General features: G+C 65.1%; 12 protein-coding genes. 7 read left to right on the plus strand and 5 right to left on the minus strand.

Annotated features, from left to right (window positions below; genetic code table 11):
- From P0084_RS12490 to P0084_RS12510, 5 genes are all read left to right on the plus strand, one after another.
- Window positions 1-735 carry a TrbG/VirB9 family P-type conjugative transfer protein gene (locus P0084_RS12490; RefSeq protein WP_308917191.1) on the plus strand — a complete coding sequence of 245 codons (735 nt, stop codon included), beginning with the start codon at window positions 1-3 and terminating at the stop codon, window positions 733-735.
- Window positions 732-2,165, plus strand: a complete 1,434-nt coding sequence (locus tag P0084_RS12495) for a TraB/TrbI/VirB10 family type IV secretion system protein (protein ID WP_308917192.1) — start codon at window positions 732-734, stop codon at window positions 2,163-2,165. The genes P0084_RS12490 and P0084_RS12495 overlap by 4 nt, the downstream gene beginning before the upstream one ends.
- The gene (locus tag P0084_RS12500; protein ID WP_308917193.1) at window positions 2,165-3,151 is read left to right on the plus strand and encodes an ATPase, T2SS/T4P/T4SS family; all 987 of its coding nucleotides are present in this window, start codon (window positions 2,165-2,167) and stop codon (window positions 3,149-3,151) included. Before P0084_RS12495 ends, P0084_RS12500 begins: the two co-directional genes overlap by 1 nt.
- On the plus strand, window positions 3,148-3,351 hold the full coding sequence (locus P0084_RS12505; RefSeq protein ID WP_308917194.1) for a hypothetical protein: 204 nt from the start codon (window positions 3,148-3,150) through the stop codon (window positions 3,349-3,351). The genes P0084_RS12500 and P0084_RS12505 overlap by 4 nt, the downstream gene beginning before the upstream one ends.
- A gap of 412 nt (window positions 3,352-3,763) precedes the next feature.
- Window positions 3,764-4,840: a TrbL/VirB6 family protein gene (locus P0084_RS12510; RefSeq protein WP_308917195.1), complete on the plus strand. Its 1,077-nt coding sequence runs from the start codon at window positions 3,764-3,766 to the stop codon at window positions 4,838-4,840.
- A 43-nt stretch (window positions 4,841-4,883) separates the two neighbouring features.
- Here the strand turns inward: P0084_RS12510 and P0084_RS12515 are convergent, their stop codons facing one another.
- The 5 genes from P0084_RS12515 to P0084_RS12535 all read right to left on the minus strand — a co-directional run bounded on the left by P0084_RS12515 (window position 4,884) and on the right by P0084_RS12535 (window position 10,526).
- The gene (locus P0084_RS12515; RefSeq protein ID WP_308917196.1) at window positions 4,884-5,315 is read right to left on the minus strand and encodes a helix-turn-helix domain-containing protein; all 432 of its coding nucleotides are present in this window, start codon (window positions 5,313-5,315) and stop codon (window positions 4,884-4,886) included.
- An 830-nt stretch (window positions 5,316-6,145) separates the two neighbouring features.
- Window positions 6,146-6,940 carry an SDR family oxidoreductase gene (locus tag P0084_RS12520; protein ID WP_308917197.1) on the minus strand — a complete coding sequence of 265 codons (795 nt, stop codon included), beginning with the start codon at window positions 6,938-6,940 and terminating at the stop codon, window positions 6,146-6,148.
- A gap of 32 nt (window positions 6,941-6,972) precedes the next feature.
- On the minus strand, window positions 6,973-8,463 hold the full coding sequence (locus tag P0084_RS12525; protein WP_308917198.1) for a sugar ABC transporter ATP-binding protein: 1,491 nt from the start codon (window positions 8,461-8,463) through the stop codon (window positions 6,973-6,975).
- Between the two features lie 56 nt (window positions 8,464-8,519).
- Complete coding sequence (locus P0084_RS12530; protein ID WP_308917199.1) at window positions 8,520-9,449, minus strand: substrate-binding domain-containing protein; 930 nt, start codon at window positions 9,447-9,449, stop codon at window positions 8,520-8,522.
- 108 nt (window positions 9,450-9,557) lie between these two features.
- Window positions 9,558-10,526: an ABC transporter permease gene (locus P0084_RS12535; protein WP_308917200.1), complete on the minus strand. Its 969-nt coding sequence runs from the start codon at window positions 10,524-10,526 to the stop codon at window positions 9,558-9,560.
- 191 nt (window positions 10,527-10,717) lie between these two features.
- On the opposite strand from P0084_RS12535, the gene P0084_RS12540 reads away from it, so the two are divergent.
- Window positions 10,718-11,539: a transketolase gene (locus P0084_RS12540; protein WP_308917201.1), complete on the plus strand. Its 822-nt coding sequence runs from the start codon at window positions 10,718-10,720 to the stop codon at window positions 11,537-11,539.
- Window positions 11,536-12,498 (plus strand): transketolase family protein, encoded by a 963-nt coding sequence (locus P0084_RS12545; protein WP_308917202.1) that lies wholly within the window; start codon window positions 11,536-11,538, stop codon window positions 12,496-12,498. Before P0084_RS12540 ends, P0084_RS12545 begins: the two co-directional genes overlap by 4 nt.
- Window positions 12,499-12,500 lie beyond the last annotated feature (2 nt).

Consider the following 12,500-nt stretch of genomic DNA (forward strand, 5'->3'; position numbering starts at 1 on the left):
ATGAGGGCACTCGCCACCACAATCGCCGTCGTCCTGGGGCTCGGCACCCTGCCCGCCCTCGCGGAATACGTCCCGCGCGCCGGGGCGAACGACCAGCGCGTCCGCGTCGCCACCTATCAGGAGGGCCAGGTCTATCGCCTGCGGGTGAGCCTGACGCATGTGACCTCCATCGAATTCGGCCAGGGCGAAACCATCCGCTCGATCATCGCGGGCGACACCGAAGGCTTCCAGCTCGACGGCGTGCCCGGCGGGCGGGCCTTCGCGGTCAAGCCGAACGCGCGGGGCGTAGCGACCAACATCACGGTCTATACCAACCGGCGAAGCTACTACTTCCACGTCACGGAATCAGCATCGCCGACCTTCTACGTGGTCCAGTTTCGGTATCCGCAGGAACAGGCCGCGCGGCGCGTGGCGGCGGTCGCGCGGCAGGCCCCGAACTACAACTATTCCGCCTCGGCCAATACCGACTTCACGCCGCTGTCGGTCTGGGACGACGGGACGTTCACCTACTTCCGGTTCGGCCCGAACGCGCCCGTCCCGGCCATCTTCCGCTACCGCAACGGCCGGGAGCGGACGGTAAACAGCCAGCAGGCCGGCGACGGCGTGCTTCGGGTCTCCGGGGTCAACGAGCAATGGGTGCTGCGCCTTGGCGATGAGGTCGTCTGCATCGTCATGGATGGCAGAGGCATCTCCGCGCAGGACTTCGCCGCCGCCACCGGGGGGATCTCCAAATGAGCGACAGCAACAGCGATCAGGACATCGAGCGCCGGCTGCGCGAACTCGAAGCCGGTGGGGCGGGCAACGCCGCTGCTGGCGGGACGAACCGACCGAACCCCTTGGTGGCGATCCTCGGGATCATCGTCATCTGCGGGATCGGCGCGGCGGCCTACCTCGCACTCCAAGAGGAACCGGAAGTGCCGATGCCCACGGCCACGCCCGACGAATTCCAAACGGACGGCAGCGACTTCGGGGCCATCGAACCCTTCGTGCCGCCCCCTGCCCCGGAACCCGAGGTCGTCGTGGTCGAGACGCCCCCGCCGGAGCCGAACGCGGAACTGCTGGCGCAGATCGAAGCCCTACAGGCGCAGATTGAGGCGTTGCAGAACGCGCCGGAACCCGTGGTCGAAGAGGACACGGCGGCGGCCGAGGCCATCGAAGCCCTGACGGCGCAGATCGCCGCTCTTCAAGCCTCGTCCGAAGAGGCGCAATCCGCCTTCCAAGACGAACTGTCGAGCCGGGACCAAGAACTTCGGGAACTTCGCATGGATCTCGAACAGGCGCTTCTCGAAGCCCAGACCCGCGAACCCGCGCCGCTCCCGACCGGCCCCACGGAAGAGGAGCTGGCCGAACGCGAGCGTCAGCGTCTCCTCGCAGCCGAGGAAGCGGATCGCCTGCGCCGCCTGCGCGAGGACGAAGCGCGCCGCATCGCCGAACTGGAACGCCGCCGTGCGGAAGAGGCAGCCTTCCAGCAGGCTCGGATCGAGTCCCCGACCATCGCCTTCGGCGGTGGCGGCGGCAACGAAGGCGAGCTGGCGGAGCGGACCTTCGGAGACGTGACCGACTTCGTGCTGAACGGCGCGCTGCCCACGCAGGTCACGCAGGCGGAGGTCATCGCCAATCCCGGCAACACGGTGGTCCAGGGCACCATGATCCAGGCGGTGACGGAAACGGCGCTCGACAGCTCCCTCCCCGGCCAAATCCGCGCGATCATCTCCGAGGACGTTCATGCCTATGACGGCTCCCGCATCCTGATCCCGCGCGGCTCGCGTCTGATCGGACGCTACCGCTCCGGCCTCGACATCGCGCAGAAGCGCGTGACGATCGCCTGGGACCGGATAATCCTGCCCTCGAACCAGACGGTCGTGATCTCCTCCTTCGGCGGCGACGAACTCAGCCGCTCCGGCGTCTCGGGCTTCGTAGACACCCGGTTCCGCGAACGCTTCGGGTCGGCGGCGCTGATCTCCCTCATCACCGCCGCGCCCGGCGCGGCCGCCGGACAGGTCGATGACGAAAACGCGGCCGACGTGCTGGAGGATGTGGGCGACGATCTCTCGGACGCGACCGACAGCGTGATCGGCGAATACCTGTCCATCGGCCCGGTCATCTACGTGGACCAGGGCTCCCGGGTCACGGTCATGGTGGATCGGGACTTGGAGATCTTCTGATGGCGACCTCCTACCTGCAAGCGTCCCTCGACAAGCTGGGGGACGCGATCACGGACGAAGTGATCGAAATCTGCATCAACCCGGACGGCCGGGTTTGGGGTGAGTATCAGGGGGACCGCTTCATGCGGTCCCTCGACGTTTCTCTGGCCCCCGTCGAAATCAAGGACCTCTGCGGCCAGATCGCGTCGGCGGCCGACACGCGCGTCGGCAAGGAAAAGCCCATCGTCTCAGTCTCGATCGAGTATCGGGGCCGCCCGATCCGCGCGCAGGTCATCATGCCGCCTGCCGTCGCTAAGGGGCACTCCATCGCTCTGCGGTTCTTCTCCACCCTCCCCCTCGACCAGATCGAGTTGAAGTGGCTCTACGGGGCGGAACGCAGCCTCGAAGAGGAACGGCAGGCCCAGAACCGCAAGCTGCGCGAAGTCGTCAGGGGGGGCGACATCTACGAGGCGGTGCGCTTCTGCGTGGACCACAAGCTGAACATGATCGTGTCAGGCGGCACCTCGACGGGCAAGACCGTCGCGGCCCGCAAGGTGCTGTCCTACGTCCCGCCGGAAGAACGGCTCGTCACCATCGAAGAGGCGGCCGAGCTGCTACCCGAACAACCCAACGTCGTGACGCTGGTCTCGAACCGCGACGTGCCCGTCCAGTCGGCCGGCGTCCTCCTGACGTCCACCTTGCGGATGCGCCCGGACCGGATCGTCCTGGGTGAGGTCCGGGGTGCGGAAGCCATGACGTTCCTAGAGGCGATCAACACGGGGCACGGGGGGTCGATGACGACGCTCCATGCCGAGACGCCGCAGCTCGCCGTGCAGCGGCTTGCCATCGCCGCTTTAAAGACGAATGTGCCCATGACCTATCAGGATATGATACGATACATCGAAAGCTCGATCGACGTCATCATCCAGGCGGGCCGGAACCTGGGCGATCGGGGCATCACCGAATTCTACCTGCCCGGCCAAAGCGAGGAAAAGGAAAGGGCATGAAGCGGTTCGAGCATGAGGTTCTCGTCTTCGAGATGAGAACGACAAAACAGGTGGGTAAAATGAGAGACACCCTCCGTGATTGGGGCCAAGCAGGCTTTGAGATCGTAGGTGTCACGCAGTTTGCGGAGGACTCGCCGCTCACTGTATTTCTAAAGCGTGAGGTCCACGCAGACGAGAAGGCGGTGGAGAACGCAGCATGATCAGGTCAATGCGCTATAGCCTCATGGCTGTTATGCTCGCGCCTGCAATCGCAAGTGCTCAAATGGTGGCACCGGCGCCAGAAGCTGTGCCCGATGTTTGTCCTAACCGGCCATCTAACCCTGCGATCATCGAGAATATGGGCGTCAGAGACGCCCATATAACACTGCTCCTGCAAGGCATGTATAAAGCAGTCGCTTACCAGAATATTGTAGAAACGGGATCATGTAGGTGCGATCAGAGATTTCCGTCGTGGGAACCTGTCGTCCAATATTATTTGGAACACTACGCAGGTCAGGATGACCATAATATGGTTCGGGAACGACGTTCCTACTATCGTCAATCGTCAAGCGCGAACAGACCTCAAGTCCGCGACCTCTGTATCGCTGCCGGTAACTGGTGAGGGTCTGACCGATGAGCATCGTCACATTCTTCGTTGAGACGACAGACGGCTACCTTGAAGATGCAGCTGAAACGCAATTCGGAGCGATCGCATCTACCGTCGGGACGATCATGGTCGTGTCGATGACGCTTCTCGTAGTCTTAGTCTTCATCAACATGGTCTTCCAATACCGCTCGATGGACGGGAGGACGGCCTTCTGGCTTGCCGTGAAGCTCGCCTTGGTGGGTCTGTTCGCAACCAACTGGGCGCAATTCAATACCCTCTCGACCGCGATCTTGAACGGCATCGACAGCATTGCGGGGTCGCTCGTCGCTTCTGTCGGCGGGCCAGGCCCAGGACCTTCGGGAACCTTCGCTGAAGAATTTGACGAAATCATTGCTGAATTCTCAGAATACCTGAATGGGATAGGAGAGAACATGAACTGGGTGGCGGGCGGCTTCATGTCCGTCGTCGGCACCGTTCTGCTCTCCCTCCTAGGCGGCCTCGCGGCTTTCTTCCTGATCGCGGCCCGACTGATGATCGCGCTCCTGATCGGCCTTGCCCCGATCATGATCTTCCTGACCCTGTTCGAGGTCACGAAGGACTACTTCGCGCGCTGGCTCTCGGCCCTGATCGCATTCGCGATCTACCCCATCATCATCGCCGGCGTCTTCGCGACGATCATCGGCGTGTCGAACTCGCTGATTGGTCGGCTGGCGGATGCGGATGCCATCGGCACCATCGGGGCCGTCGTCCCGTTCTTCATGATGGTCTTCATGGCGAAAGGCTTCATCCTCGCGACCCCGTTCTTGGTGCGGGCGATCTCTGGCAACATCGTCATGCCTGCCCTATCGAGCGGTTTGGGTGGTGCCTACGATCTTGGTCGTGGGTTTGCTGGAAACGGTCAAGCCGAAGCGCGGCGGCGCATTGGCACAGCCAGCTACCCCGAGCTTATCGGCCTGCGTGGTCGTGCGATGGCGCAGTCGATGTTCTCCCGGCCTGCACCCGTTTCGGAAACCAGCACAGCGCCGAACCCCACCCCACCAGGGGAAGGCGCGGGTGCGAAGGTCCAGCGGATGCAGGATCGCGCCAACCGCCTCCGCCGCTAACGAGAAATGCCCGCCACCGGCGGGCCTTCTTCATCCGGGTATCTCAATTAAGTAGTTGGAACTGCCGTGGCGATCTTCGCCTATCTCCGGTCTGCGGTGGTTGGATCGGTGTGCCTTTAGGTATGGTCTCGTGACTGATGCAGATATCACCGTCTTCGCGGCGCAGGCGGCCTGCGATCTGCTCGGGCGACCATCCCGCCCGCAACCGATCCACCACAGAGACGAGCAGCGCAGGCATCCGCGCCAGCTTGCGCAGCCTGTGCCGCCGGTCCCCCGCGATCCCGTGGGCCACCGAACTGTAGTATCCGTCGAGATACGGGTTCTCCACATCGGTGAACCGGTTCCGCGCCAACTCACGATAGATCGTCGAGCGGTGGCGTCCCAGTCGAGCCGCAATCTCCGCCACGGCCACCCCTGCGTTCGACAACCGCTCGATCACGCGCCGCTCTTCGATCCCCAACTCCACATGCGCCATCGTCCATTCCTCCATCTCAACAGACGGATAGGCCAAATGTCGCAACCGACGTTAGAATGGTCCTCTTTGCGGTCTGCGAAATAGATAAGGACTGTAATGTAATATTTGGACAGAAGCTGACCCGGCCGCATTTTATCAACGCACTGCGCGGCCATCTCGCTGAGTTTGGCGTGCTGTGGCCGGACCATCGCGCGAGCGTCGGTCGCATGTTGATTGCATGCCATGAACTTGGCGACGACGACCTTGCGCCATCAGTGATCGAGATGGTCCGGACCCATACCGACTAGATCGTGCTGCTGACGATGAATGTTGACGCCATCGACACATCCATCCGCGAAGAGGCCATGAAGGACGACGAGAGGGCACCGATCGAGAGACCGTTCCGGGAGCCAGAATAAATCGGGGGCCGCGTGTCGGCTGCCAGTCTGATCCGGAACCGGTTCGCGCATCTCCATAAGGACACACCGCCAGGTTACGTGGCACCACAAGGCGGGACATCTGACCTCACCCAATCCAAGGCACCAAGAAAGACCGATATCCTCCCGAGCCCGGGGCATCCACCCGACTTATGTAATTCACGGACCATCAGATTTGCCGGCGTCCGATCCGAATGGTCGGTCCGCGGGAACCAAGCCTCACGCTGGTCCGAAGCGTCATGGCGTCAACTCACACATCGCGCCCGCGGGCGACCTGTGCGGCTACGGCGGCGCGATCCGACCGCGATGGGGCCATTCGCCCGGACCCTTCAACGGGCTCGTGCGGTCACGGCATCCGGCACGCGGTCGGGGAGCCCTCCGTCGATCCGGTCACGGCGACGCATCCGCAGGCCATCACCAGCAGCAGAAACCGCCATCCACCAGAAGGTCGACACCCGTGCAATACGACGCCGCGTTCGACAACAGGAACACGGCGGGGCCGATCATCTCGTCCACCGCGGCCATGCGGCCCATCGGCGTCTGTTCCTCGAACAGCTTCGTCTGGTGGACCATCTCGGGGCGGGTGTTCATCGGCGTCGCCGTGTAGCCCGGCGAGATGGAGTTCACGCGGATCCCGCGCCCCACCCATTCCATCGCCATGGACTTGGTCATGTGGATGACCCCGGCCTTGGAGGCATTGTAATGCACCTGCTCCAACCCGCGGTTCACGATCACCCCCGACATTGACGCGATGTTCACGATGGACCCGCCCTGCCCGTGCTCGATCATAGCGCGGGCCTCCGCACGGCAGGACAGCCAGACCCCTTTCATGTTGATGTCCATCAATGTCTGGTATTGTTCTTCGGGCATGTCCTCGGCCGGCGCGGCGTTGGCGATCCCGGCCGCATTCAGCGCCAGCGTCAGGGGCCCCAGCTTGGCTTGGGTCCGGGCGACGGCCTCGGTTAGCGCGTCCTGGGACGTGACGTCGGCCTCCAGGGTCAGGGCCGCGCGGCCGGCCGCTTCGACGGCGCGGGCGGTGTCCGCCACGCCGCCATCCGTGCGCCGGTCCAGCAGCGCCACGTCCGCCCCGCATTGCGCCAGGCCTACGGCAATGCGCTGGCCAATCCCGCTGCCGGCACCCGTAACCAGCGCCACCCGTCCGGTCAGGTCGAACAGGGCGGGGGCGTTCTGGGCGGTCTCGTCGGGCATGGCATGTCCTTTCGTCGGAACGTGGGTTGGCATCAGGCGGTCGCGCGTTCCATCACCGCGACGTCGGTGGCGTCGGCATGGTCCAGGATCCCGGTCTGCCGCCCCGCCGCCATGACCATGATCCGGTTCGACACGCCCAGCACCTCCTCCAGGTCGGAGGATACAACGATCACCGCCACGCCTTCGCGGGCGAGGCCGACGATGATCTCGTAGATGGATGACCGCGCGCCGACATCTATGCCGCGAGTCGGTTCATCCAGAACCACGACGCGCGGGTTGCGGGCCAGCCACTTGGCGATGACGACCTTCTGCTGATTGCCGCCCGACAGCTCGCCCGCGTCCTGGCGGCCCTGTCCCTTCACCCCGAAGCGGTTGATTGCCGCGTCGGCGAAGGCGCGGACACGGCCCGCGGTGACGATACCGTGCCGCGCGACGGCATCACGGTTCGCGTAGCCGATATTCTCGGCGATGGAATGGTCCAGGACCAAGCCTTGCTGCTTGCGGTCCTCGGGCACCAGGACGATCCCTTCGGCGATCGCGCGGGCGGGATGCCGGGGGGTGATGTCGCGGCCATCCAACAGGACGCGCCCCCGGGCCACCGAGTCGGCCCCGGCGATGGCGCGGACCAGTTCGGTACGGCCCGCCCCGACCAGGCCCGCGATGCCCAGGATCTCGCCCGCATGGACATCGAAGGACACGTCCGCGAAGCGGCCGTTGGCCCCCGTCAGGCCATCCACCTGCAACACGACCCTATCCGTAGGGTCCGGCAGGGCGGGGAACATCCGTTCCAGGCTGCGGCCGACCATCGCCTCCACGATGGTGCGCACGGGAATGTCGCCGGTCTCGAACTCCTGCACCTTCGCCCCGTCGCGCATGACCACGATGCGGTCAGCGACGCGACGGATCTCCTCCAGGCGGTGGGAGATGTAGACGATGCCGACCCCGTCGTCGCGCAGGCGGTCGATCTGTTCGAAGAGGCGGCGCGTCTCCTCGCCGCCGAGGGCCGCGGTGGGTTCGTCCAGAATCAGAAGGCGCGCGTCCAGCGTCAGCGCCTTAGCGATTTCGATCAACTGCTGGTTCGCTGTCGACAAGCCGTCGACCATCCGGCTGGCGGGAATCTCGAGGCCCAGCCGCGCCAGGCCTTCATGCGCGCGAGCCTCCATCGCGCGGCGGTCGATCCGACCCGCCCGCTTCGGATACCGACCGACGAACACGTTCTCTGCGATGGAGAGATGCGGCAGGAGCAGCAATTCCTGGTGGATCATGCCCATGCCCGCATCGATCGCCTCCCGTGGGGAGGCGGGCGCGAAGGGACGGCCGCGCCAAGTCATCGTGCCCCCGCTGGCGGGCACGGTGCCCGACACGATGTTCGACAGCGTCGACTTGCCCGCCCCGTTCTCACCCAGAAGCGCCACGACCTCGCCGGGCCGGACGTCCAGGTCGATCCCGTGCAGGACTTCCACGGGGCCATAGGATTTGCGGATGCCGCGCAGCGACAGGATGGGGTCGGGTCGGTCGCTCATGACGGGGCCGGATCGCGTCGGCGGCGGGCCCCGAAGGGCCCGCCGCGCATCGCGGATCAGGGATGCTCGTCGACGAATTGCTGCGCGTTCTCGGGCGTCGTCAGAAAGCCCGGCAGCAATTGTTCGGGCGGCAGTTCCTCGCCCGCGACCAGCGCGATGGCGCTGTCGACGGCAAGCCGTCCGATGCCGCGGACCTGCTGCGTCGCGGTCGCGTCGAACCCGCCATCGGCCAGGATCGGTAGCGCGGTGGTGTCGCCGTCGAACCCGCCGATATAGACCCGCTGGTCCACGTTCGACACGCGCACGCCTTGCGCCGCGCCCAGGGCCAGACCGTCGGCCTGCGCGAAGATCAGCGTCACGTCGGGGTTCGCCTGCAGTAGGTTCTGAGTGATATCCAAGCCTTCCGCCTGGGACCATTGCTGCGACCATTGCTGCGCGACCAGTTCCACGCCCGGCGCTTCGTCGATAGCCTGCATGCAGCCGCGCGTGCGCTCGACCTCGGGTGTGGTGCCGCGCTGGCCGTGGATCATGATCATCTGACCTTCGCCGCCCGCGAGCCCGATGATGTGCTGGCACACCTCGTAGGCGGAGGTCGCGTTGTCAGTGGCGATGAACGTATCGCCCGGCTCGCCCTCGGCGTTGCGGTCGACGTTTACCACGGGGATGCCCTGCGCACGCGCCAGCCGGGTCGGGACGGTCGCGGCGGCGGCCCCCGCGGGCAGGTAGATCAGCGCGTCGATGTCCTGGGTGAGCAGATCCTGCACTTGGCTGACCTGCGTGGCCCCGTCGTTCTTGGCATCGACGGTGATGACCTCGATGCCCAGCTCGGCGGCGTATTCCTCGACCCCGATCTTGATCTGGTTGAAGTAGTCGGCCTGCAGGTTGGTCACGGCCAGGCCCAGGCGCTGGACCTCCTGCGCCGTGGCGGCGGTTCCCAGGCTCAGCGCGGCCAGCGACGTGGCGGCCAGCATCGTCTTGATGGTCATGGTCTCTCCTCCATAGGGTGCCGTCCCGCTGGGGGCGCGGCCTTGGCCCGGCCTATCGGTCGGGCGGGTTGTGGCGGCGGCGGTCCTCCCCCGGCGCCCATTCGTGTCTCAGCGCTTCTTGAACGCCTCCGCGGCGACAGCCATGGCGATGACGACGCCAATCACGACCGCCTGCGTGAAGGGCGACACGCCCAGCAGGTTCAGCCCGTTGCGCAGGACGCCAATGATCAGCACGCCGATGATGGTCCCTACGATGCCGCCCTGCCCGCCCGACAGGCTGGTGCCGCCGATAACGACCGCCGCGATCGTGTCCAGCTCGTAGGTGAATCCTGCGGTGGGCTGCACCGAATCGAGCCGCATCGCCAGGACGACGCCCGCCAGCCCGGCCAGGAACCCCGAAGCCACGTAGACCGCGACGGTCAGCCAGTTGACCTTGATCCCCGCTAAGCGCGCGACCTCCGGGTTGCCGCCGATGGCATAGAGGCTACGCCCCGCGCTGGTGTAGCGCAGGACGTACCAGCCCAGGGCGAACACGATGAGCATCACCGCGACCGTGGCGGTTAGGAACCCGCCGTGGCGGATGAAGGACAGCATGCTGAACCAGGCCGGAAAGCCCACGATCTGCTGGCCGTCGGTGATCATGTTCGCCAAGCCCCGGGCGATGGACATCATCGCCAGCGTGGCGATGAAGGACGGGACCTTGAACAGTGTGACCAGCAGACCGGACACCGCGCCCGACAGGCCCGCCACGACCAATGCTATGACGATAGCCAAAGGCAGGGGTACGCCCATGATGTTGGCGAAGTAGCCCATGACCATCATCGCCAATGCAAGAACGGAACCGACGGCGAGATCGATGCCGCCGATCAGGATCACGAAGGTCATGCCCACCGCCATGATGCCCAGCACCGTGATCTGGTCGAACACGTTGAGAAGGTTGCGGACGGTCAGGAAGGAGTCCGTGGCGAAGGACAGAAAGACGCAGAGCAGCACCAGACCGATCAGCGGCCCCGTCGCGCGGCTGAGCGAGAACATCTCGCCCATGGACGTCCGGCGGCTTGGATCGGCAATAGCCATCTATGTCACCCCGTACTGCATATTCATTCAGACTTGATCGCAAATACGACAGGCGGAATCATCTTTGTCAACGATACAGGTTGGCCGGCGGCCATCACGGGTCCGGACGCCGGGTTTGCGGCCCAGTTCAGTTGACGAACGACGGTCAAATGTGTCTTATGCAGAATAGAATATCTATGCAGGATGTACCCATGGACGTCGATGAACTGGAACGTCTGGCGAATCATATCCGCCGCCGCGACCTCCGCGCCGTCTTCGAGGCTGGCGCAGGCCATATTGGCGGAGAGATGTCGGTGATTGACATTCTGACCACGCTCTACTTCGACGTCATGGACGTCGATCCTGCGCGTCCCGATTGGGCGAACCGCGACAGGCTGGTCCTCAGCAAGGGGCATACTGCGCTCGCGTTGTACGTCGTCCTTTCCGAACGCGGCTTCATCCCGAAGGACGAGGTGTCGAGTTTCCTGCAGCACAACTCCAGGCTGAACGGCCATCCCAATCGCGTCAAGGTTCCGGGCGTGGAAACGAATACCGGCCCCCTCGGCCATGGCCTGCCGGTCGGCGTCGGCATGGCGAAGGCCGCGAAGCTGGATGGCGCGTCCTGGCGCACCTTCGTCGTGGTCGGCGACGGCGAGATGCAGGAGGGATCCAACTGGGAAGCCATCATGGCCGCACGACAATTCGGTTTGGATAACCTGACGTTGATCGTGGATCACAACGGTCTGCAACAAGGCGCCGCGCTGGCCGACACGAACGACCTGGCCCCGCTCCTTCCGAAGTTAGAGGCGTTCGGCTGGACCGCGCGGGAGGTCGATGGCCACGATATCGGGGCCTTGCGCGCGGCCCTGTCGCGCGACGCGGTCACGCCGGGACGTCCTACCTGTTTGGTGGCGAAGACGAACAAGGGTCACGGCATCTCGTTCATGTCCGGCAACGTCGCCTGGCATCACAAGGTCCCGAACGCCGACCAATATGCGACTGCGATGGCCGAGCTGGAAGGAGAAGCGGGATGAAGGATCTGCTCTATGCCGATGCGGACCGGTTCGATTGCCGCGATGCCTTCGTCGCAACGCTGGAAGATCTGGGCGCGCAGGACACTGCCATCGTCGCGGTTTGCAACGATTCCGTGGGGTCGTCGAAGCTGGCGGGCTTCCGCGACCGGTTTCCCGAGCGTTTGATCAACGTCGGCATCGCGGAGCAGAACATGGTCGGCGTCGGCGCGGGGTTGGCCAACGGGGGCAAGATCCCGTTCGTCTGCGCCGCCTCGCCCTTCCTGACCGGACGCGCGTTGGAACAGATCAAGGCCGACGTCGCCTATTCGCGCACCAACGTGAAGCTGATCGGCATCAGCAGCGGCATGGCTTACGGCGAACTGGGTCCGACCCACCATTCCATCGAGGACTTCGCCTGGATCCGCGCGCTGCCCGACGTTCCTGTCGTCGCCCCCGCCGACCGGCACGAGACCGCGGCCGCGATCCGCTGGGCGGTCGCCCATGACGGGGGCTGCTTCCTGCGCCTCAGCCGCGTGGGCGTTCCCGACCTGCTGCCGGACGGCCATGTCTTCCGGCTGGGCGTTGCCGACACGCTGCGCGACGGGGGCGACGTGACCTTGATCGCCAACGGCGTGCTGACCCACCGCGTCATGGAGGCCGCATCCCTTCTATCGAACCGCGGCATCGACGCGCGCGTCCTGAACATGGCCAGCGTCCGGCCGATCGACGCGCACGCCATCGTCGCCGCCGCCCGTGAGACCGGGGCCATCCTGACGGCGGAGGAGCACACGACCTTTGGCGGCTTGGGCAGCGCCGTGGCGGAGGTCGTGGTGGATCACGCCCCCGTCCCCATGACGCGTATGGGCGTTCCGGGCGTCTTCGCGCATACCGCGTCGGCCAATCAGCTGTTGGACGATTTCGGCATGACGCCCGACGCGATCGCCGACGCCGCGCAGACCGTGCTGGCTCGGAAGGGCTGACC

Origin of the sequence: Jannaschia maritima (assembly GCF_030973515.1) — a bacterium.
Classification (GTDB): domain Bacteria; phylum Pseudomonadota; class Alphaproteobacteria; order Rhodobacterales; family Rhodobacteraceae; genus Jannaschia; species Jannaschia maritima.